This window comes from Chitinophaga caeni (genome assembly GCF_002557795.1).
GTDB classification, from domain to species: Bacteria; Bacteroidota; Bacteroidia; order Chitinophagales; family Chitinophagaceae; genus Chitinophaga; species Chitinophaga caeni.
The window spans coordinates 4,900,170-4,922,833 of the sequence record NZ_CP023777.1; the positions used below are offsets into that span (position 1 = coordinate 4,900,170).

Consider the following 22,664-nt stretch of genomic DNA (forward strand, 5'->3'; position numbering starts at 1 on the left):
GTTGGCCGGGTTGTATCAGTATTAAAGGATGAAACTTGCACCGGGTTACAGCCCGGTAAGGATAGTGTTCGAACTATTTCTAATATAATGCAAAAGTATAACAATACCAACCCTTTATATAATATAAAGTGAAATTTTATGTTATTAAAATTTATACATCACTTATTGCATTACAATTATTTATCTATAAAATTAATCCTCATGCTTTGAAAAAAGCCACCGTTCGATGTTTAAGGTTCCTTCCTGGTAATTTTCTTATTGATATCAATATAACATGGTAATGCGGCGGGTCCATACCAGGGCAATAATTCCGCGTCAAAAATTCCGGCTTTATATGCAGGATCAGTTCCTAACAACGTTTTTGCCGCATCGATCGTCTTGACATTTAGAATAAAAATGCCCCTGTACTGGAGATCATTTTTATCAAAAGGACCGGCCAACACCAGCTTACCTTCCCCCACTAGGCGATGGATGTTATTAAGATGTCCGCGGAAATAATGGTTAAGGGAATCTTTGTCTTTCGTTTTATTGCCACCAGTTTTCAGGATGACCAGAATATATTGCTTCATACCGTAATCATCAGCCCCTAGGGAATCTGCCAATGCTTTATCGTATTTTACTTCTTGCGCGTATGCACCGCAGGTAAACAATACTATTGCTAATAAAAAACAGAAGATATTTTTATTCATATTGATAATTATCTCTTGATTGAATTTTGATAAAAATCTATCCATTCTTGCACGGAGATCTTAGAGGCCAAGTCACCGATTAGATCATATGGTATATCGCCGGGTTTTTTGAAGCGCATACAGCTTTTTCCCATATCCAGTTTAGCCTTATAATGTGCCCGGTACTCATTTACGAACCAATCCATCAGGGCGGGCATCGTATAAATTCCCATATGGTAAACCGCGATAAAGTTTTTTTGGGAAGCGATACTCATGAAAGGTAAAGGCAGCTTTGGGTCACAATGGTACCCGCTTGGAAATATGCTATGCGGAACAACGTAACCGATCATTCCGTAGCTCATGGTTTCTTCAAAACCGCTGGGCAAGTTCTTCTTGATACGTTCCCTTAGCTTCTCCATGGCCGGCTTACGTTCCGCGGGAACCTGCCGGATATATTCCGCGGGGCTATTGGCATTATATTGCATAACAGGTAGATTGTAATTACAATTTAAGAAAAAGCCAATGATTGTTTATTAATGAACTGTTAATGGCCAAGTATTTGTTTTACAAGTAGTTTTATAACGAAAAAAGCCCATCCCAAGAATAGGAAGAGCTTTCACATTTAATCAATTTTCCCCGCGTGTCGATTACCAAAAAACATCAACGGGGTTTGTAGGGAGGAATGGGCTAGATGCCATCCCTTAAACTTGCTATTATTTTTACTTTTTGGGGTTAGCAAGCCTGGATTTATAATTGGGGTTTATTATCTAATAATTTCGGGATTAAAAAACCGGATGTAGATATAAGTAGGTTAATGGTATGTGTTCTGTGTTGATGTAAAATTAGCAGTCTCAATATGCGATTCATACGTGAAAAACACCCTTTTTTATAAAAATAATTTTACAGGCTATTACAAATGTCAAAAAAACAATTACCATATTGACTATCAACTTCTTACCTTTTCAATATTTTTTTCTTAAACGGGTTGGAATTCGTTATCCCCCCTTTATCTTGAAGGTTCTAATACATTGATATTTAGCTCCTTCAAAAAATATTTTCAAAAAAATTTTGCCGTTTCAATTCCAATTTCTACTTTCGCGCCGGAGAGATGGCAGAGTGGTCGATTGCGACGGTCTTGAAAACCGTTGACTGTAACAGGTCCGGGGGTTCGAATCCCTCTCTCTCCGCCAACCTTCGGGGATGCTGCTTCTAGGATACTAGGAGCTTTTTTATGCCTAGATAACGGGCGCTGTATTATCTCCAATCTTTTGGCCCCCGTTTAGTACTATTAATCTATTTTTCCAATCTTCGATCCATCCTCATATTCCACTGGTTTTGAAATCATTATAAAAAACAAACACTATAAATTAGGTAAATAGCCTTATCTTTAAATTCATTAAATTTTGTTGACCCAACCATGTTTGTAAACCATTCCATTATAGCGGATATTAAAGCTATTATATCCCAATCTAAGGATAATGCAATTCGTACCGTAGATCATCAGCGTACATTGATGTATTGGCATATCGGCAAACGGATTTTCGAAGAAGAACAGCAAGGAAAGGATCGTGCCGGTTACGGAACCTATCTAATTAAATATCTTTCAGAACAGTTACAACCGGAGTTTGGAAGCGGATTTTCTCCCCGGCAATTGGAACGCTATCGGCAATTTTATCGCACCTTTCCAATTGCGTCTACATTGTGGACGCAATTGAGTTGGAGCCATTATAAATTATTATTAAGCCTTGGCACTGAGGATCAAAGAAAATTCTATATAGCTGAAACTATTAATAATAATTGGACGGTTAGGCAGCTTGAAAGACAAATAAATAGCAATCTATTCGAACGCCTTTTACTAAGCAATGATAAGGAAAGCGTATTAGCAATAGCTCGAAAAGAGAAACTTCCCTCCGATGCCAAAGAAATCATCAAAGATCCCATGCTTTTAGAATTCCTTGGATTAAAAATGGAAGCTTCTTATTACGAAAAAGACTTAGAAGGTAAAATCATTACCCACCTCCAGGACTTTTTACTTGAATTGGGTAACGGCTTTTCATTTGTCGCGAGACAAAAAAGATTACATATCGAGGGCGATGAGTTTTTCGTAGACCTGGTATTTTATAACCGTTTACTTCAATGCTTTGTTATCATGGAAATTAAAACTCATAAACTTACGCACCAAGATATTGGGCAGTTACAAATGTACGTGAATTACTATGATCGCGTGGAAAAGCTAATGCATGAAAACCCGACTATCGGCATCCTGATGTGCGCCAATAAAAATGATTCCATGGTGAAATTCTCCCTCCCCGAAGGTCAAAAACAAATCATCGCCAGCCAATACAAACTATATTTACCCTCCGAACAACAATTATTGGAAGAAGTAAACAAGGAGCTTCACAATTTCCCCGGAAATGATCATTGAAGTATGTCACATCATGGCAAACAATTCAAAATATTTAACCAGGGAAGCATTGCTGCCTTTTACGCACCAAACATTATTCCCATCAACTTGCCGCCTATGGTTTCAAGTTCCGTAGCCGCATTATAAACCGGGCTGCCTTGCTTTATCTCCAGATCTTCAGCTTCAACACCGGTGGAAGTAACTGTTTTAAACTCGTAGACCAACACGGGGCCTTCCTCCTGGTTCGTATAAAGCTCGATCTTCATAATACCATTCGATTCCTCAACATAATAAGGGTGGATAAAATTTAGCGATCGCGGCATTTTTCCAGATGTCCATACCGCTATTTTAGCAATACGCATCGGGTTCGCATCTGCTTTTTTGAGCGTGTAATTTACTTTTTGACATTTGTACCCAGCAACGGTTGCCGTTTCGTCTGTTTGCTGCCTATTGTAAGACTCAACGTCAAATCTAGTCTGTAACTGGTTTTCCTTCCAAAATGATTCATCATACTTAAACGTCACGGAATTTGCCGGGTTATTTCTTGATTCAACAAATATCTTTCCCGTATTCGAGCTTGCATCCAACGTATTTTCCAAGTGATAAGTCAGCCCGTCGCATTTGGCCGTTACCCGCTTCCTGGCAACAAATATTTGATTTTTCATGAGCGGAGCTAACAAAACCTGCATCGATACAAATGGATTGCTTTGCGTCAGCTTTTTCATCTTCAATTGTTGTTCTGAAGGCAATTTTGCGACCAATGCTGCCATTTGTTGCTGGATATTACCTTTCGAGGGATCAACTTTTTTCAACAGGCTGCTTAGTTCATTACCGGGGAAGTCAATATCCAAGTCGATGATACCTTCTTTAAAGGTTTCTTTGGCAGCCGGTTCGGCTGGCTCGGTTACTTGCGCCGCGTCCGAAAAAGAGGATTTTGACTCTTTATTTTTTGCCTGCTTACAGGAAAATATTATTGCACATGATATGGTTACCAACAATAAGTGTTTCATAAATTTAATTTATACCGGTTAAATGATTAGGTTATCATCGATTCCTATGTACTGGAATTTTAATATAGCTGTTGTTATACCATTTTATTTGTAATGGTTCCCCTGCATCAGCTATAGTTTCTTCTGCCACCGGTTTCCCAGAACCATAATTAATAATCTCGAAAGGATGCTTGTTGATATTAAGCAAAATCACGAAGCGGCTGCCTTTACCGATTTTCTTACTTACAAACCTCGTATTATCAAACACGATGCTTTCCTTTTTACCCGGTTGCAACAAATGTCTACTGCCGCTATCTTTCGCGTAGCTGGCCCGGCCAATATACCTGGTGAGGAAGAAATACTTTCCATTAGGTAGCAGTTCATATAATGCGAGGGAAATATCCATATCCCTTTTATTGATTTCCGCTGCCAGTTCTCCTGCAAACGAGCCGTTCATTGTAAAGTCTTCTTCAAAAGCTGCCGTTGTGAAAGTCAATCCATGACTTATATCAAGGGAGTCAAAGATGATATTCGGCGTGAAATAATTATTCTGAGTCTCCCTGTCCCCGAAATCTACTACCTGCTTCTCAAAGGCAGCGAGCCTTGGCTTGACATTTACTAAGCCACCGCTATGCAAATAAAATGTCAAGGTATCATTGTTGATCGAGTTTAACGAAGCGGCGTGTTGCCATTCGTTTGTGCCCATCACCTGGTAATTCAACTTATCTTTCAGCAAGGCAGGTTTAGGCTTCCCTTTCAAAATATAGTCTAGCCATTGATAAGCCAAATCCATCATGCTAATATTGGCTACACTATCTATTTCATACCCCATTAAATTCAAAGACGGGCGCGCCTGCCCTCCCCAATGATCATAAGGCCCTATTACGAAATAATGATTGGCGTCTTTATTATACTTGTTATGCAATTTAAAATATTGAAGTGCGCCAATTTGGGAACCGTCATAATAGCCCGTGGTAGACAGAACTGGGATATTGATTTTTTCATATTCTTCCGGGCTGGGCACCATGGATTGCCAATAATTGTCATATGCCGGGTGTTGTAACCATTCCTGGAATATTTCGTTCTTGTAACCCGCCAAGCTGTCGAGCTTTTCAAAAGCGATACCTTGCTGATACCATTCAAAAGGTAAACTTCTCCTGATCGGCGCATTTTTATAGATATTATCATTGGGCCAATATAAACCCAGGTTCATTTGTACGTTATTTTCCATCGGCACATCGAAACCCGGCATCACCGCGACCTGCGGAACGATTGTTTTCAAGGCCGGGTGTATGTTTTTGGCTGTTGCCCATTGTGAAAACCCGGTATAACTACCCCCGTACATACCTATGCTTCCATTGCACCAAGATTGTTTGCTGATCCAATCGAGAATATCGTAGATGTCTTTCTGTTCGTGTTGATAAGGAGCGTAATGTTTCAAATCAGTCCTGATGCCACGGGCATAAGCAACAATACCGACATAACCCCTATCGGCAGACCTTTTAGCAAAAATGGCATCGTTAGGCCCTTGGTAATACGTCGTGTAAAACAGGATCGCCGGTAAAGGCCCGCTGTTCCCCTTCTTGCGCACAATAATCGCGGATATGTCTATACCGCTATTAGTAGGTATCAAGATACTATCTTGGATAACATAATTATCATTGCCCCTGGATGGTTGTTGGGCGAATGTTATTTTGCATGCCAATAATGCAATCAAGAAAAAACCTAAATACTTCATATAATAATTTTAGAAGTCATGTTCGTTTACTGCTTAATCAATTCTACCCGCCTATTCTTTGCCCGGCCTGCTTCCGAATTATTGTCAGCAAGTGGATTGCTTGCGCCGAATCCCTTTGAAGACAACCGCGACTGGTCAACACCCAATATAATTAATTCCCGGACAACAGCATCAGCACGGCTTTCGGAAAGTGCCTGGTTACGAGCTTCACTCCCGGAATTATCTGTATAACCATGCACGGCGAGCTTTAAATTTTTATCATTTAATAAGACCTTTGCTATTTCTGAAATTGCTTTTTTTCCACCTGTTTGCAAAGTAGCTTTATCAGTATCGAAATGAATATACAAAATTGATTTTCCATATTCATTCAGCTCCTTACTGATTTGGTCTGAATTTACGGTTACGATAGTTTGTTTAAACGCTTCCTTCCGGACTATCTGAATTGCACCACCAGCAGTATTAGCATCAAACTGAATGTATATATCGGCGCCATCCTGCCTACGGATGATGTATGCATAAATTGTATTGTTATAAATGTCTAACGAGCCTTCCTCCCCTAAATATTCGGCATTTTTCTTCATAAATTGAATTTGCCCCGGTTTAAATTTGCCCTCGAACAACTTTACTCCGCCAGCAGCTTTGATTGCACGGTCATAACTTTTTACAAAATATGGCCTGGACCATTCAGCGCTACCGTTATTAATCATGTTAGATTTAAATGATCGCCCACAAATTTTTTCTAACTTACCATCTTTATCTACCGGGAAATAAATCTCATCGTACTTTCTTTGCAGGGGTTTACTTTCGTATGCTATATTTTCCGGCAAACTAAAAAATGGGATATCGCCCAGTTCGGCTGTAGATACAGGTATAGAGTCTTTTTGCTCACCTGTATGATCATGGCTGGGCCTTAGATTCGTAAATAGGCACTTTACACCAATATGATTCTTAGCATGTGTTGGGATCGCGCAAGCAAAAAGAATTGACGTAATGATCCACATCCAGATATTTATGTAAACAAGTTTCCTCATTATTGATAATAATTAAATTAACTAGGACTTAAAATTCATAATTCACCACCGATGACTCCCCATCAAAAGTATGGGTAAGTGCTGCCTGCGCCTTTCCGCCGATAACCGGTTCAATTTTCAGAGTATAAGTGCCGGAACTGCTAAAACCAGCAATGATCATATAAACCTTGGATAACGGCACTGCACTTTCAAGTATGATAGTGCCTGCGGCAATATCGTCTTCATCTAGCATGATGATTTTTTGGTTACTCAACAGGCTGCCATTCTTCTTAAATATAGATGACGTATTCTCGTAAGTATCACCATTAATATTGATAGATATATAATCCCCGGACAGAAATCCCGCTGTGCTAATGGTAAATTTCATGCTTTTTCCCTTGTCCGGGCTATCTTTATCATCCTTCGAACAACTTATCAATAATACCAATGTCAAAAAAACCGTAGATAGAAATAGTATACGTTTCATAAAATATGATTTAAATTTCCAGGCCAAAATTAATGTTAAAAGTTAAATAATTAAAATAAAACAATAATTATTCGCAAAAACGGGAAGCCAAATTAGATTAATTGATCCTGAGATTAAAGCTTAGCGCTAAATAGTAAGGAATGCGCGGGGTTGTTTTAAAATCTTGCGTGGTAATCTTCCCGAGATCGAGGGTTATATCCGACTTGTTAAATGAATAACCTGCTTGCAAACCGTAAAGGAAATTCCCTCCCGTTGCGGGGTTGTACCATCCATCCCTGACCCCTTCATAAATATCCTGCTTATATAAATCACTATGTTTAAAGTGCGTAATTACGGCTTTGTCAAAGCCGAGCTCTCCGGCAACGAACCATCCATTTTTGTAATAACCAAAACGCCCCTTCATTTCTGCTCCAAAATTCAACAACCTCGTTAAAGGGTTCTCAAATCGCCTGTAGATGCCATTTAAGCTAATACCACCTTTAAAATTCGAATGGTTTAGTAACACGATCTGCCCACCTAACTTCAGTTTGAAATCGTCCAATAGCTTTTCCCCTGAAGGCATTGAAAAATTTGCATTTATAACCAAGGGCATTTTTACCGCAGCGGGATGGTAAGCATAACCAATATTGTAAGACAAACTGTAATCCCAGCCCAAACCCAAAGTTATCATGTGAGCTGTATTCTCCATGTTCTTCCAATTCACCGTTTGCGCCTTGGCTTGCGGGAAAAAACCTGCGAGGCATAAACCGGAGATTAATATTTGTAAATATTTCATGGGGATCAGTTTAAAGAGTTTAAATAATTGAGTACAACGGGATACACAGATTCCCATTTGAAGTAAATCATTTCATGACCGGTATTATCTATTTGGGCAATTTCATGGTTTGGAAAAAACGCGGCTTCTTTTTCTGAAAATTTCAGCCCGTGGGATTTATTGTTTTCCCCGTATAGAAAAAGTACTTTGGGTTGGTAGTTATGGAGATTTTGCGTGAAGTCAAATCCATCATTTTCAGCGATATCACTCAATGCGTATAAAACCACGGCACCATTCCTCCAAAATGGCGAAGGGCCCTCTATTCCTTCATCATTGCCTTCCGCATAAGTATAACTGGAAGCGATACCCAGTTTATAATCGAGTATTGCATGCTCATTGTCTTTCCCGGTCAGAAATTGATCATAATACAAAACGTCGTTAGTGGCTTCTGTAAAAAGCTTCGCCCTCCTGCTACTTTCAGTATATTGATCCCATAGATCCTTGTTGAGTCCCCCGGCTTCGGCCAGGATAGCGCCGTTTATTTCATCCGGATGGGTATTGATAAACCCGGCAGCCAGCATAGCGCCCCAAGAGTGGCCGAATAGAAACACTTTTTGGCCGGGTGAACTCTTATAATGCTCAATAACTGCTTCCAGGTCGTCAAATATGAGTTGTATAGAATAAGTATTCTTATCATGTCTCCTCGACAGGCCGGAGCCTCTTTGATCATAAAAAACAACGAAGTAACCATCATCCGCCAATTGCTTAACATTGAGCGCGTTTCTATAATCCGCGCCGGGACCGCCGTGAAGAAAAACGACCATCGAATTATTAGGGTCGCCGTAAGTTTCGGCATGTAAGAGGGTTCCGTTCACGGCGATAGATGGTAAATTCACATCTTGATCAACCGTCTTTGGCACCAGGTTACCCGGTTGATCTACCTCGAGATCCTGTTTACAAGAAGTAAACAATAAGCAGGTTAAGGTTAAAGCCGATACAATTTTTTGATACATACCTTTTCGATTTTCAGTTTATGCAAAAGTCTATAAACCCCGGTCGAAAATCGCCCTGATATGAAAGGTGGCACGTATTATTTAATTACAATTAAATACTGATAATCAATATTTTAAAACAATGGAACCATAAAAATGAACAATGGAACTTATTCTTTGAGGTTTATCTGGGCAGCTTTTAAATATGCGGATGGAGATTGGCCGGTGATGCTTTTAAAGTTTCTATTGAAGGAAGTTTTCGAATTAAAACCACAGTCATATGCAAGGGACAACAAGGTGAATTGTTGGTTTTCAACCTTCGCAACCCGCGCTTTAAATTCCTCTACCCTTAATGTATTAATATAATCGAAAAAGTTTTTCTGCACGCGCCTGTTAATAACTTGGGAGAGGGTATTGGGATGTACTGCTAGCCTTTGCGACAACATCGATAATGTTAACCCCGGGGTGAGGAACAGTTTTTCTTCAACCATCAGGTGCAATAATTCCAGGTATATACTTTCTATTTGCTGATCGGGCAGTAAAGATTTCTCGTATTTCGAATCTTGAAATAGCGTTTCGGCTGCGTTAATCTCCCCATCCTCAGCCGGAACGGAAGGGACCGTTTTCGGCAAGGGATTTGTAAAAATGCCCACCTGCTTTATTCCGAAATACCCGATGAACAGTACATATAATACGACGGAAATAAAGATATATTTATCCGTCGCAAAAATGGCAATTACCCAGATACAAGATAACCCGGCGGTCAAATTGAACAGCCATTGTAAATTAATTTTTTCCGTATAGGAGAACCTATCCTTGATGCTTCTTTTATGTAAGAATAAAACCCGGAGTGTCAATAAGCAATAAACAATTCCGGATATCAAGGATGCTATAAATATTGTAACTGTTTCAGTTTGAAAGGATGTACCCCCGTTTTGGTACACGAGAATTTTATCCTGGTAGCCCAATGCTAAAAATGGGGAAATCAATAATACTGCTAATACGAAGGGAATAAAATGTAATAATTTATATACTGTTTTTGTACTCGCGGTAAAAGCGGTAGCATACAAAAACAAGAACGGCCCATGAACCAGGGGTAAGGGTATTTCCCAACCCAACAGGTAAGGAAATCCACGGTATTCACCAGAAGAATTGATGGCAAATATCGTGAGATGAAGTGTTGTTATACAAAGCCAAATAAAAAGTGTTTTATCAGCGATGGTTTTATCCCTTTTAGTCAAAAGTAAAATGGCAAGGAAAGCGCTTATAATAATTCCGATTGTATATATCATATTATATTTCCCAAGCGTTCAAAAATATTCATTTTTTATATTCCAATATATCTCCCGGCTGGCAATCCAATACTTTACAAATGGCTTCGAGCGTTTCAAAACGGATACCCTTGGCTTTCCCGGTTTTCAAGATAGATAAGTTGACAGTGGTAATCCCGATTTTCTCAGCGAGCTCCTTGCTTTGCATTTTTCGCTTCGCAAGCATTACATCCAAATTGATTACTATTGCCATATTTTGTTATATAAATATTGTCCTTGGTAAACCTTGCGCTGTAAAGCCTAGCCAAGTTTAAATCCGGTGAAAGCATTAAGGTCGTTTTACCTACCAAATTGTCACAAATATAATTTAAAGCAAGACAATAATTACCCCCGCTCCCTATTCGGGGGGGAAACATCCCAAATATTTAAAACATTATTGTCCGACTAAATTTTAACCCGGGAGCAATTTGATCCCTCAATAGTTCGATTCAATGTTCATCTGCTCGTTTCTTGTACTTTTTTGCTTGCCCCAAAAATTACCAAAAAAGTGCACAAATTGACCATTACGGCCACCAATTTGATCGCTCGACCTGGCCTTTCTACTACTGTATGGCCAAGCTACCCTTCGCTATCAACGGTGCGAAGTTCCACGGTTCTCTTGGCGGGGGGTGAATGTATCATCCTTCGCTTATATCCTTGAACAGGTAAGGAATTCAAGTACCTTTAAAGCATTTTTAGTCGGACAAAAATGTATTTAAAATATATCCCATACATCAATGACTCATCATAAATTTAGCTTCCGTTACTTGATCCACCCGCACCTTATCCCGAATATTGTTTCTACCTTGCCATAAAAAAACACGATGAACGAAGAAAGAAGAGTACAACTGTTGGAAAGTTTCGGGCGATCTAAGATGATGGAGCTTTTCGGGGCAAAAGTTGGCAGCATAGATCAAGGATACATCGAGATATCAGTAGATAAACAAGAATTTATGGCACGACCTGCCGGTATGTTCAACGGAAGTACCATTGCGGCATTAGTAGATGTGGCTTCCGGTTATGCTGCCGCATCGGCAAAACCGGTAGACAGCTATTTTACAACGGTCGAACTGAAAGTGAATTACCTTAACCCGGCCATGGGAGAACAATTGCTGGCAAAAGGGCAGGTCATAAAAAATGGGAAAGTCATCACGGTTGTCCGTGTTGACGTTTACAGCATAAAAGACAACAAAGAAAGTTTAGCCGCCACATCCTTAGTGACGATGATGATGCTATCAACCAAACATTCCCGGAAAAAATAATTATTCTATTTATGGAGATATTCAATATCGAATTATTTCCGGATTATTATGAAAAAATACGGCAACGCAGCTTATGACCGATCGAGTGCATCCCGGCAGATAAGATGGATTAGGCATACCTACCCGGCAAGGTTACAATTGGCCGACTGAAAATTTCACTTTTCTACGAAAGCTCATTTTCCATTCTTCCCAATTTTTGGCTACAAGAACCTAAGATTCGGCTACGCCGTAAAGTAAAGTTTAACTCAATTTTGCTAATATAAAATTTAGCAAAATGAAAATAGTTATAACCGGCTCTTTAGGAAATATTAGTAAGAGCCTTGCCGAAAAATTACTACGGGAAAAACATGACATCACGGTAATAAGTAGTAACCCACGAAAACAGGAAGATATTAAGATATTGGGAGCTATCCCTGCCATTGGATCTGTTGAAGATGACAAATTCCTAACTAAAATCTTTACCGGTGCGGATGCAGTTTACTGTATGATTCCACCAAATTTTAAGGAAATAGATCAGATTTCCTATTATAAGAGGATTGGCGAATCATATGCGGGAGCTATCGCTGCGGCAGGGATCAAACGTCTTATTCATTTAAGCAGTTACGGCGCGCACCTAAGCAAAGGTACCGGCTTTATAACCGGGTCCTACGAAGTAGAACAATTATTCAACCAGTTACAAAACCTCCAGGTCACCCATATCCGTCCAGGCTTCTTTTATTATAATCTTTATAGATATATTGATATGATTAAAGAAATAGGATGTATAGGAACGAACTTCGGGCAAGAGGATCGCCTCATTTTAGTTTCCCCTTATGATATCGCTATGGTTATTTCCGAAGAACTGGTAAAAACAGGGAGTATAGAGCGGGTACGTTACGTTGCAAGCGATGAGCGCACCTGTAACGAAATAGCATCCGTGCTTGGTGAAGCCATAGGTATGGCCGGCCTTACTTGGGAATATATCGACGATCAAACCGTTATGAAAAAATTAATCAACAGCGGGATGCCGGCAAGTGCAGCCGAAGCCTTGGTGGAACTAGGCGCTGCCACCCATAAAGGTTTGCTAAGGGAGGATATAGACATACATCCCCCTCGATTTGGGCGCGTAAAACTTGAAGAATTTGCCAAGGAATTTGCACGCGTGTATCATAGTCGTACATAACGTGCACACTAATATTGAAAAGGTTAACTTTATACTATAAGAAAATTGGTTGCCATGCCCAAGAATGAAATAAAAAGAATACATACCATCAGTGATTTCCACAGGCATAAAGGCATCGCGCAACCTGAACATCCGCTTATTAGCATCAATAATTTCGATGATATCCCGCTCCCAAAAGCCGGGGAGACGGAGCAATTGGTATTAGACTTCTATTCCATTGCCTTGAAAAGAAATCCAGGTGCCAGGATAAAGTACGGTCAGCAAGAATATGATTTCAATGATGGGTTGATGTTCTTTATAGCACCCGGGCAAGTATTTAGTATAGAGCATGATGGTTCACCTGCTTCAAAAGTGTCGGGATGGCTCTTGCTTGTGCATCCCGATTTTCTTTGGAACAGTCCGTTAGCAAAAGGAATCCGGCAATATGAATATTTTGGTTATTCAGCCAATGAGGCTTTATTTTTATCAGGGCGCGAGGAGCAAACGATCGTGCAGATTATCCATAATACCAGGCGTGAATACTTGACTAATATTGATGCCTTTAGCCAGCAGATCATCCTATCCCAATTAGAATTATTACTAAATTATGCCGATCGCTTTTATCACCGGCAATTCATTACGAGGAAAATTACCAACCATAAAATTTTAGAACAGTTCGAAGAATTATTAAATATGTACTTGGATGATGGTTCCACCTTGAGCCGGGGACTTCCCAGCGTTCAATATTTCGCAGAGGCATTACACATTTCTACGAATTACTTAAGCAGTTTGCTCAAGGTACTTACGGGCCAAAGTACACAACAACATATCCATGAAAAGTTGATACAAAAGGCTAAGGAAAAACTAACCACTACCCAATTAACCATTAGCGAAATTGCGTATGAATTAGGGTTTGAGCATCCCCAATCATTCAGCAAATTGTTTAAATCGAAAACCAACAGCTCCCCACTGGAATTTAGACAATCTTTTCATTAATTTATATTCCGCTCGTAATCAATCACCTGTATTTATTAATAGTAATTTAATGGTTCATTTTAGACCAAAATTTAATTTTGGTCTAAAAATTCTTAATTTTGCAGGAACACATCAACACAAATGACAACCGACCGTAAGAAAATACAGATTCTTCTAGCTGCACAGCAGCTATTCCAAGAACGGGGCTTAGACGAAGTTACCATGGAAGATGTAGCCAAGGCTGCCGGGAAGGGTAAAAGTACCTTGTACTATTATTTCAGGAGCAAGGAAGAGATTTTCAACGCGGTTTTTGAAATGGAGATGAGTGAAATTATCTTGGAAACCATTCGCCAGGTTAACCAACAGAAAGGCTTTTTGCAAAAAATCCAAACATTTGCCCTGGTGAAATTCGAGATGATTAAGAAACGGAGATCACTATATACTGCCATGGAATCGGGGATGGACGCTGCAACGCTGTCCCGTTATACGCAGATGAAAAAGGATGTACATAAAAAGTATCTCCAGAAAGAAAAGGTTGTCATGCAACAATTGCTCGTGGAAGCCATCCAAAACAGGGAAATCCGTGACCTGGATGATGCGGGGTTAGAGGAATCGATTTACATATTCTTAGCCGCCCTTCGCGGGATGAACCGTGAAGTATTTTTACACGGTGAGAACAGCGACGCATACAGGATGATCCCGGCCTTTTGTTCACTGTATTACAGGGGACTGTCTTAATACGAACAAGTTTCAAGGATTTATATGGATTTAGGTGTTGCACGGATTTTTGCTTTGTTTTTGTTTGTTTTTTCGACTGAATGTGATTTTGGGTCTGAAATTTGAAATTAAGGTTGCTTATGGATTTTTCGAATATAGCCAGGGTTTTCTCATCATATAATTACCGGTTGTTTTTTGCAGGGCAATTAACTTCGCGCATCGGTACTTGGATGCAGCGTACTGCCATTATTTGGGTTATTTATACGATGACGGACTCGGTGCTCACCGTTGGGCTGGCTATCTTCGCGGAACAATTCCCTTCTTTTCTTTTATCACCCGTTGGCGGCATTGCCGCGGATCGTTATGACCGGTACAAATTCTTGATGTTAACCCAAGTTGTTTCGGCATTGCAGGCGGTCGCATTAACCCTATTCTACCATTTTGGATTTCATTCTATTGGCTTGCTATTAATTTTGAGTACTGTTTTAGGCATCGCTAATGCTTTTGATGTACCTGCAAGGCAAGCCATGATCAATGATATTGTAAAAAGCACGGAGGATTTACCGGGCGCTATCGCATTAAATTCTTCATTAAATAATTTCACGAGGTTGGCCGGACCGGCTTTAGCGGGTATTGTATTGGCTAAATTCGGCGCGACGATTTGTTTTGCATCTAATGCTATCAGCTTTATAGCGGTATTACTTTGCCTTTACCTGATGAAGCTACCCAAGCACGTTCCCTTGAAGAAAAATAAAAATCCGTGGTTGGAATTTAAGGAAGGTTTGGAGTATACTAAAAAGGAGCCGGAGGTTGGTCACACCCTGTTATTGTCGGCATTAATCTGTTTATTGGTGGCTACTTATAACACCTTACAACCCTATTTTGCCAGGGATATATTTAATGGTGATGCACAAACCTACGGTTATATTAATGCCGCAACAGGCTTAGGGGCGTTAGTGAGTACCCTCTTTATCGCTTCCCAGAAAGATAGTAGCAGGCTAAAGAAATTATTATTTAGCAATTTGATTCTTTTAGGTGTCGGTTTGATCATCATGTCATATGTAAAGGTGCTTCCATTGTACCTGGTTATGTGTTTTATCTGCGGCTTCGGCACCATGTCTACCATGCCGATTTGTAACACCATCATCCAAACAGTTTCCCCGGCACATATGCGTGGACGTGTAGTAGGTTTCTTTGCCATGGCTACACTGGGAACTTTACCGGTGGGAAGCATCTTTATCGGTTGGTTAGCAAAAATTATCGGCCCACAATATTGTCAACTTGGTCAAGGGATAATCAGTATAGGGATCGCATTGTTTTTTTATAATTTCTTAAGGAAAGGTATTAATAAGCGGGAAGATCCAGTTATAGAAGAAACGAGCATCGTTACCTAATAGCGATGCTCGTTTGGGCTATGTTCGATTGAAACAAGTACGACCTTCATTTCCTATTTACATCCATTTATCTTCAATCATAATTTTAAACAAATGGAAACAAGTCATGCTAATAGCGCACTCTTAGTACTCGATATGCAGGAAGTGCTGCTAGGTAGTCTTCCGGGAGCAGATCTATTAATTAATGCAACTGCAACAACCATAAAAAAAGCCCGGGAATTGAATATCCCGGTTATATATGCCGTTGTAGGATTCCGGGAAGGATTTCCCGAGATAAGTCCGAACAGCAAGGCATTTAGCGGGATCAGGGAACGCTTTGCTAACATTACCATGCAGCAATGGACTAAGATCGCCGAACCCTTAAAACCCGCTGCGAACGAGATCGTAGTTTACAAAAAGAGGTACAGTGCATTTGCCGGGAATGACCTAGAAATGATTTTTAGGTCCCAAGGTATACAGCATTTAATCTTGACGGGCGTTGTTACCAGCGGGGTTATTTTATCGACCTTCACGGAAGCGGCAGATAAAGATTACCGGCTGACAGTACTGGAAGATTGCTGTAAAGACCGGGACGAAGAAGTACACAAAGTATTAACAAGGAAGGTATTTCCGCGAGCAGGAACAGTATTATCCAGTTTAGATTGGATCGCTTCTTTTTAGGGGATAAAAACCGGTGAGCATTGCTACCCACCGATTGGCATTAAAAAACAAACATCCGCCCGTAGTAGTATGTACTCATCTTTACATATTTACGGGAAAGGGATCATGAAAACGGATATTCTTCTCAAATAAATACAATTCATCATCTTGCAGTAAACAGGCTTTTAGATCTGCGACCATTTGATTTTTATCCATGTCCTGGCCGATGAAAACCAGTTCATTCATACGATCGCCCCATTGTTTATCCCATCGACTTTCAATGATTTCCCGGTTATACATATATGAAGGGTACCTTGTTCTTTCAGCGAAAGACATGCTGCACCACCATACTCCCGCCCTTTCGAGCCTGGAAGAACCGCCAGCCTGCGAAAAATTCAACGCGTCATTTCTCCTGGAAGCCAGCCAGAACAGACCTTTGGCACGGATCACATTAACCGGGTAAGCCTCGTTTAAATATTTCCAAAGGCGTTCGGGATGAAAAGGCTTTTGATGCCTGAATACGAATGAACTGATGCCGTATTCTTCCGTTTCCGGCGTATGAGTCCCTGCCTCCAATTCCCTTTGCCAGCCTGCGGAAGATTGCGCTTCTTCAAAATCGAATAAGCCTGTATTTAAGATTTCCCTAGGGGCAACCTTCCCGAAGGTAGCAGTGATGATCTTTGCCCCGGGATTTAACTTTTTTATAGCAGCCTTAAGTAAGCCCAAGGCATTCGTGTCGATAAGATCTGCTTTATTTAAGATAATGACATTCGCAAATTCAACCTGGTCCGTCAGCAAGTTAACAATCGTACGATCATCACCGTCCATATCAGTCAGCTCGCGATCTTGCAATAATTCATTTGTACCGAAATCCTTGAAAAAATTTAGGCAATCAACCACGGTGACCATAGTATCTATATAACTGAACCGGGAGAGGTCAATACCGTTTTCATCATCGATGTAAGAAAAAGTTTGCGCTACTGGAACGGGTTCGCTGATACCGGTACTTTCGATCAGCAGGTAATCGAATTTATTTTCCTTAGCTAAACGTTCCACTTCGATCATCAAGTCTTCACGGAGTGTACAGCAGATACAACCATTGCTCATTTCTACTAACTTTTCATCGGTTCGCGATAACGTGTGCTGTTCCTCGACTAAGCGGGCATCCACGTTCACTTCACTCATATCATTAACGATCACGGCAACCTTCAGTCCTTCCTTATTATGCAAGATATGATTCAGAAGCGTCGTTTTTCCGGCACCTAAAAATCCGCTTAAAACGGTCACGGGTAATCTTTTATTCATGATTATATTTTTTGCAACAATGATGCAAATATATACAATAGATTTTAATTTGAAACACTGTTGCATTATTTTTATCACGGATATTTTTAAGTATTGAGGGATTTCGCGGATTGGTTAGTTGTTTAGACCTGTTTGGGCGGATATTTTTTATTAAATTTGAATAGAATACATTACAAAACCTCACTATGCCTGGAACCTGGTTACCCATAACATTGATCGCAGCCAATATTGTTTTTTCTTGTGCAGGATTTTTTAATAGCGATATTTTAGACAAGTATGCATTCGAGATAGATCCTATCAGGATTCATAAAGATTACAAGCGATTAATAACTTCCGGTTTTCTTCATGCTGATTGGATGCATTTGTTTTTCAACATGCTGGCGTTATATTTCTTTAGCGGCATTGCCGGCATTATGGGTAACGGGTTGTTTTTCGGGGTTTATATGGCAAGTTTACTAGGCGGTAATTTATTGCTGCTATATATTTATAGAAATAGGGGTAGCTATTCCGCCGTGGGCGCTTCGGGGGCCGTTAGCGGCATTATTTTTTCCAGTATTGCACTATTTCCGGGGATGAAGATTAATTTATTTTTTATACCGATAGGCATTCCCAGTTGGCTATTCGGGATTATTTATATGGCCTATTCCGTTTACCAGGCGAGGTTTAGATCCGGGGATATTGCGCACGAAGCACATATCGGGGGAGCCATTACCGGGATGGTGATTACTATAATGGCATTTCCGGGTGCATTGACTTATAATTTCTGGCCGATCCTGGGAATCTTTATACCGGTCATGATATTTCTTTTTATTGCCGTGTTCAAACCACATCTATTTTTAATTGATAACAGGAATTTTAACAAGGAGAAGATCTATTATAATATTGAACATGTTTATAATGCTAACAAGGCATCTATGCAACATGAAATTGATGCCATTTTAGAAAAAATTCATCATAAGGGAATAGAATCATTAAGCAAAAATGAAAGGGAAATATTAGATCAATATTCCCAGGAACCATAAGCTGAGCAGTATGCGGGGATTTTTTAGATTTATTTACAAGTGTATCCTATTTTTTGTCGTTATAGTAGTTATATATTTTGTAGTTGCTATTATCTTCTCTATTATCCCGGTGGCCAAGGAGCCTAATGCAGAAAAGGCAGTGGGTATTTACATTTTAAGTAATGGCGTACATACGGACATCGTGGTACCGGTAAAGTATAAGAATACAGATTGGCAGTCGTTCATACCGGTTAAAAATACCTTGTCAAAAGATGCCAATGTACATTACATCGCATTCGGTTGGGGAGATAAAGGTTTTTACCTAGAAACACCGACATGGGCAGACTTAAAATTTACAACCGCGGTTGCCGCCATGAGTGGATTTAACAATACGGCAATGCATACTACCTATTACAAATCATTGCATGAAAATGATCGATGTAAGAAAATGTATCTCAACGAACGTCAATACCAACGCTTATGTGCCTTTATTAAAAAATCCTTCCAACTAGACGCTTTAGGCGAAAGCATCTATATTCCGACTAATATGATGTATGGTCGCTACGATGCATTTTACGAAGCCGCAGGTCATTACAGCATCCTTTATACCTGCAATACCTGGACGAATGATGCGTTGAAAAGTTGCGGGCAAAGAGCATGTAGATGGACACCTTTTGAGCAGGGGATATTTTTTCAGTACCGCTGAGTTGGGAAGGTTTGTTGTGAGGGTAAAAATACGAAATGGATCTAATCAAGGAGACTATTGGGGACTACAAAACAAAAAATGTATAAAAATTAAAGGGAGTGTAAAATAAACTGTGTCAACATTTAATTTATAATCGCAATTTCAGTCGATCCCCAAATATAATTGACAGCTGAGACACAGTCAGACTCCAGTTTTGAAGGGGCTGTGTCCATTTCTTCTGGATGTTCTGGGCAGCCAGGTAAATTAATTTCAGCAAGGCCATATCGGAGGTAAAGGCTCCTTTGGTTTTGGTCACTTTACGCACCTGGCGATGGAACCCCTCGATAGTATTAGTGGTGTAGATCAACCTGCGGATGGCCTCAGAATATTGGAAATACGTAGTGAGCTTATCCCAGTTCCGGCGCCAGGAGTCTATAACAACTGGATATTTCTTTCCCCATTTTTCGTCCAGTTGATCCAGCTGCGACTCTGCTTCTTCCTTGCTCACCGCCTGATAAACCGGTTTTAAATCGGCCATAAATGGCTTCTGGTCCTTACTGGCTATGTACCTGATAGAATTGCGGATTTGATGTACGACACAGGTTTGTACCGCTGTAGAGGGGAATATCGTGGCAATAGCCTCGGAAAATCCCTTCAAATTATCGATACAGGCAATAAGTATATCAGATACCCCCCGTTGCTGAAGATTGGCCAGGACACTCAGCCAGAAGTTAGCTCCCTCGCTCTCCGAGACATACATGCCTAATAGCTCTTTGCGTCCATCGGTATTTATACCAAGGATATTATAAACACAACGGTTAACTACTTTGCCTTCTTCTTTGACTTTATAAAACATGGCGTCCAGCCAGACAATGCAATACAGTGGCTCCAAAGGACGGGCCTGCCATTCTTTGACCAGAGGGATAACTTTATCGGTTATGGAAGATAATGTCGCAGCTGAAATCTCTGTATCGTACATATCTTTGATATGAGCTGAGATGTCCCGTAAGCTCATGCCATGCCCATACATACCGATGATTTTACTCTCCAGGCTCTCTGCCAGAATGGTCTCCCGCTTTTTGATGATCTGTGGTTCAAAGCTGCTTGCCCGGTCACGGGGTGTCTCCAGATCGATAGTACCATCTGCTGTTTTAAGCCGTTTTCGGTTTTTGCCATTCTTCCGGTTCCCATTTGCCCGTTGCTCATCATCTAAATGAACCTCCATCTCGCCCTCCAGTGCAGCTTCGAGAATATCTTTCAGAAGAGGTGCGAAAGCCCCATCTTTGCCAAACAGGGACTTACCAGAGCGGAGTTGCTCTAAGGTCTTCCGTTTGAGTTCTTCGTAGTCAAATTTTCCTTTTTGTTCCATAAAAAAAACTGTGTTAAAGATCTTGTTTTTTTAGTCTTTGACACAGTTTATTTTACAGTCTCAAATTAAAAAGCTGTTGAATTTTCTATACTTAGAGCTTTTAAGATTTCTGCTATTCGCTTCAAATCGTACGGTATTGCCTCATCACTCGAACTCAGTAAACGATAAACTTCATTCAAATCATCTGAAAGCTGCCCCAATGATATTTCATTTGGATCATCATAAGGATTATATATTTGGTCACTTGATATATCCCAATAATAATCATTCCTCAACTCTACTTCATTCCCCTTACTATTTTTCAAGTTTGAAAGTAGAATTGCGATTACTTTACTCAATTTATCAATATTTACTCTCATTTTTATTGGCCACTTAGAATTTTCTGAATATTATTTTGAAATGTTTGTATTTCCTTCTCCAAATGATTAATTCTAGATTGAATAATCTTTTGTCTTACAGCATCATTCGGAGCATTTTTCAAATGACCCATATTATCAAACTTCCAAGGGTCGGCCTTATAGGCTTTCAACTTATCTGTATGGGTAGCAATTTGCTTTTCAAGTGAACTGATTGCTTTTAATTGTGACTTTGTGAGATTAGTTCCCGTCTTAGCGGCTCTCTAATCTTCCGTTCACTTTTAATTTTTGAGCCTCCTCTAAAATCTCCTTTGCCAAGATTTCATCGTCAATTTCGACTTCAATAATTTCGTTGTTGTCAACTAATCTATCTTTTAGATTTTTCGCTTCTTGTAAAGCCACCCCTGCTTTCTCATTTAATAGCTTCGTGAATGGTATTTTCCTCATACCAACATCCCAACTTTCAAATATTATTTTTACCATTTTTCAGTCAATTTTAAATATTAATTGAGAAGGGATTTTTCCAGGATTTGCACCTGTAGTTCTTTTTGCTCCCTGAATAATCACCTGATTTACGCCTTGCTGCCTTCCGAAATCAATAATAACATCTTTAACGCCTCTTATTCCTAATTTATTTGTCAAAGCACCGTCAATGTCAAAGTTTTTAATTGTTAGAGTCCCATTAGATTTTGAAAAATTCCCTCCGAATTCAATTATATCATCTCCAATTTTTGTTGAGTAGAATAACAAATCTCCGTCCTTCGCAGTCTGTGTAAAGACACGTCCTCCCCCCTTAGTAGCTGCTGTTTCTGATTCTACGTTTTGAAGCGTCTTTGAAACACTCGAACCCTTAATCCTCAGCATTCCAAATGCCATATGTAATAATCCAACCGTAGCCAAATCAACCAATGCACCTTTCATTTTCTCAGATTGAATAACCTTCCCTGCTTCCGTAGTTGCGGGATTGTGATCCAAAGCTCCATATATTGAAGTTGCAAATGCAAATTTACTTACAGCATTGGTGACGGTCCCTCCGGTTAAATAGAAATCCAATGCAACTACAGCAGCGACGCCATAAAAGATTCCTTGACTGGTAGCTAGCTTGAGCGCCCCTTTTGCTCCTTCGGTTGAAAAAACATAAGCATTTTTAGGTATTGGGTGCCTAAGTGCATCGGAAGGCATGCTTAAATGCCCATCGGAGGTTAAATAAGCACTTTCGCCACCATCTAAGTCAATACACTCGATAGGTCGATTACTTGCAAATTGGTAAGATGTTAATTCAGGATAATCTTTCGTCAACGGGTCCACAGACAGAAAGCGCCCAATCCTCGGATCATAAATCCGCATCCCATAATCCTGCTGGTTCCCCTCCCCCTTCACCTCATCGTCATTCTCCTTCCCATTAAACCCATAACGATAAGTCGCAACACCAGACTAGCAAATCTGACACATGATATTATAATGAATA

General features: G+C 40.0%; 23 protein-coding genes, 1 tRNA gene and 1 pseudogene. 10 read left to right on the forward strand and 15 right to left on the reverse strand.

Translation table 11 applies throughout. The annotated features are described in order from the left end of the window. Window positions 1-230: 230 nt before the first annotated feature. Window positions 231-689, reverse strand: coding sequence for a YciI family protein (locus COR50_RS20420; RefSeq protein WP_098195719.1), 459 nt, complete (start codon window positions 687-689; stop codon window positions 231-233). An 8-nt stretch (window positions 690-697) separates the two neighbouring features. Further along, entirely contained in the window at window positions 698-1,153 is a 456-nt protein-coding gene (locus COR50_RS20425; RefSeq protein ID WP_098195720.1) for a DUF1801 domain-containing protein, read from the reverse strand. 617 nt (window positions 1,154-1,770) lie between these two features. Between COR50_RS20425 and COR50_RS20430 the strand changes: the two genes are divergently transcribed. Next, a tRNA-Ser gene (locus COR50_RS20430) sits at window positions 1,771-1,858 on the forward strand. A gap of 227 nt (window positions 1,859-2,085) precedes the next feature. Next, window positions 2,086-3,093, forward strand: a complete 1,008-nt coding sequence (locus tag COR50_RS20435; protein ID WP_098195721.1) for a PDDEXK nuclease domain-containing protein — start codon at window positions 2,086-2,088, stop codon at window positions 3,091-3,093. A gap of 59 nt (window positions 3,094-3,152) precedes the next feature. Here the strand turns inward: COR50_RS20435 and COR50_RS20440 are convergent, their stop codons facing one another. From COR50_RS20440 to COR50_RS20475, 8 genes are all read right to left on the reverse strand, one after another. Next, on the reverse strand, window positions 3,153-4,082 hold the full coding sequence (locus tag COR50_RS20440) for a hypothetical protein (RefSeq protein ID WP_098195722.1): 930 nt from the start codon (window positions 4,080-4,082) through the stop codon (window positions 3,153-3,155). Between the two features lie 34 nt (window positions 4,083-4,116). Beyond that, window positions 4,117-5,799 (reverse strand): CocE/NonD family hydrolase, encoded by a 1,683-nt coding sequence (locus COR50_RS20445; RefSeq protein WP_098195723.1) that lies wholly within the window; start codon window positions 5,797-5,799, stop codon window positions 4,117-4,119. Between the two features lie 26 nt (window positions 5,800-5,825). Further along, window positions 5,826-6,830 carry an OmpA family protein gene (locus COR50_RS20450; RefSeq protein ID WP_098195724.1) on the reverse strand — a complete coding sequence of 335 codons (1,005 nt, stop codon included), beginning with the start codon at window positions 6,828-6,830 and terminating at the stop codon, window positions 5,826-5,828. 28 nt (window positions 6,831-6,858) lie between these two features. Beyond that, window positions 6,859-7,296, reverse strand: coding sequence for a hypothetical protein (locus COR50_RS20455; protein ID WP_098195725.1), 438 nt, complete (start codon window positions 7,294-7,296; stop codon window positions 6,859-6,861). A gap of 97 nt (window positions 7,297-7,393) precedes the next feature. After that, on the reverse strand, window positions 7,394-8,071 hold the full coding sequence (locus COR50_RS20460) for a hypothetical protein (protein WP_098195726.1): 678 nt from the start codon (window positions 8,069-8,071) through the stop codon (window positions 7,394-7,396). A 5-nt stretch (window positions 8,072-8,076) separates the two neighbouring features. After that, window positions 8,077-9,063 (reverse strand): alpha/beta fold hydrolase, encoded by a 987-nt coding sequence (locus COR50_RS20465; RefSeq protein WP_098195727.1) that lies wholly within the window; start codon window positions 9,061-9,063, stop codon window positions 8,077-8,079. A 149-nt stretch (window positions 9,064-9,212) separates the two neighbouring features. Next, window positions 9,213-10,334 (reverse strand): helix-turn-helix domain-containing protein, encoded by a 1,122-nt coding sequence (locus tag COR50_RS20470; RefSeq protein ID WP_098195728.1) that lies wholly within the window; start codon window positions 10,332-10,334, stop codon window positions 9,213-9,215. Window positions 10,335-10,362: 28 nt separating this feature from the next. Beyond that, window positions 10,363-10,566, reverse strand: coding sequence for a helix-turn-helix domain-containing protein (locus COR50_RS20475; RefSeq protein WP_098195729.1), 204 nt, complete (start codon window positions 10,564-10,566; stop codon window positions 10,363-10,365). A 610-nt stretch (window positions 10,567-11,176) separates the two neighbouring features. Here COR50_RS20475 and COR50_RS20480 point away from each other — a divergent pair. The 6 genes from COR50_RS20480 (at window position 11,177) to COR50_RS20505 (ending at window position 16,501) form a co-directional block, all read left to right on the forward strand. Further along, window positions 11,177-11,614, forward strand: coding sequence for a PaaI family thioesterase (locus tag COR50_RS20480; RefSeq protein WP_098195730.1), 438 nt, complete (start codon window positions 11,177-11,179; stop codon window positions 11,612-11,614). A gap of 274 nt (window positions 11,615-11,888) precedes the next feature. Beyond that, the gene (locus COR50_RS20485) at window positions 11,889-12,776 is read left to right on the forward strand and encodes an NmrA family NAD(P)-binding protein (RefSeq protein WP_098195731.1); all 888 of its coding nucleotides are present in this window, start codon (window positions 11,889-11,891) and stop codon (window positions 12,774-12,776) included. 54 nt (window positions 12,777-12,830) lie between these two features. Then, window positions 12,831-13,751 carry a helix-turn-helix domain-containing protein gene (locus COR50_RS20490; protein WP_098195732.1) on the forward strand — a complete coding sequence of 307 codons (921 nt, stop codon included), beginning with the start codon at window positions 12,831-12,833 and terminating at the stop codon, window positions 13,749-13,751. 120 nt (window positions 13,752-13,871) lie between these two features. Then, window positions 13,872-14,468 (forward strand): TetR/AcrR family transcriptional regulator, encoded by a 597-nt coding sequence (locus tag COR50_RS20495; protein WP_098195733.1) that lies wholly within the window; start codon window positions 13,872-13,874, stop codon window positions 14,466-14,468. Between the two features lie 119 nt (window positions 14,469-14,587). Beyond that, window positions 14,588-15,841, forward strand: a complete 1,254-nt coding sequence (locus COR50_RS20500; RefSeq protein ID WP_098195734.1) for an MFS transporter — start codon at window positions 14,588-14,590, stop codon at window positions 15,839-15,841. Between the two features lie 93 nt (window positions 15,842-15,934). Further along, window positions 15,935-16,501: a cysteine hydrolase family protein gene (locus COR50_RS20505; protein WP_098195735.1), complete on the forward strand. Its 567-nt coding sequence runs from the start codon at window positions 15,935-15,937 to the stop codon at window positions 16,499-16,501. A gap of 81 nt (window positions 16,502-16,582) precedes the next feature. Here the strand turns inward: COR50_RS20505 and COR50_RS20510 are convergent, their stop codons facing one another. Next, window positions 16,583-17,785 (reverse strand): GTP-binding protein, encoded by a 1,203-nt coding sequence (locus tag COR50_RS20510; protein ID WP_098196341.1) that lies wholly within the window; start codon window positions 17,783-17,785, stop codon window positions 16,583-16,585. Window positions 17,786-17,970: 185 nt separating this feature from the next. Between COR50_RS20510 and COR50_RS20515 the strand changes: the two genes are divergently transcribed. Together COR50_RS20515 and COR50_RS20520 are read left to right on the forward strand one after the other, a co-directional pair. After that, window positions 17,971-18,807, forward strand: a complete 837-nt coding sequence (locus COR50_RS20515) for a rhomboid family intramembrane serine protease (protein WP_098195736.1) — start codon at window positions 17,971-17,973, stop codon at window positions 18,805-18,807. A gap of 10 nt (window positions 18,808-18,817) precedes the next feature. Beyond that, a complete protein-coding gene (locus tag COR50_RS20520; protein WP_098195737.1) occupies window positions 18,818-19,492 on the forward strand; it encodes a TIGR02117 family protein in 675 nt (224 codons plus the stop codon). 127 nt (window positions 19,493-19,619) lie between these two features. On the opposite strand, the gene COR50_RS20525 is transcribed toward COR50_RS20520, so the two are convergent. The 4 genes and pseudogenes from COR50_RS20525 to COR50_RS20540 form a co-directional block, all read right to left on the reverse strand. Further along, window positions 19,620-20,840, reverse strand: coding sequence for an IS256 family transposase (locus tag COR50_RS20525; protein WP_098192124.1), 1,221 nt, complete (start codon window positions 20,838-20,840; stop codon window positions 19,620-19,622). A 65-nt stretch (window positions 20,841-20,905) separates the two neighbouring features. Further along, the gene (locus COR50_RS20530) at window positions 20,906-21,199 is read right to left on the reverse strand and encodes a hypothetical protein (RefSeq protein WP_098195738.1); all 294 of its coding nucleotides are present in this window, start codon (window positions 21,197-21,199) and stop codon (window positions 20,906-20,908) included. Window positions 21,200-21,448: 249 nt separating this feature from the next. Then, entirely contained in the window at window positions 21,449-21,679 is a 231-nt protein-coding gene (locus tag COR50_RS20535) for a hypothetical protein (protein WP_098195739.1), read from the reverse strand. 3 nt (window positions 21,680-21,682) lie between these two features. Then, a pseudogene (locus COR50_RS20540) lies at window positions 21,683-22,603 on the reverse strand (RHS repeat-associated core domain-containing protein); the annotation flags it as partial. Window positions 22,604-22,664: the final 61 nt, after the last annotated feature.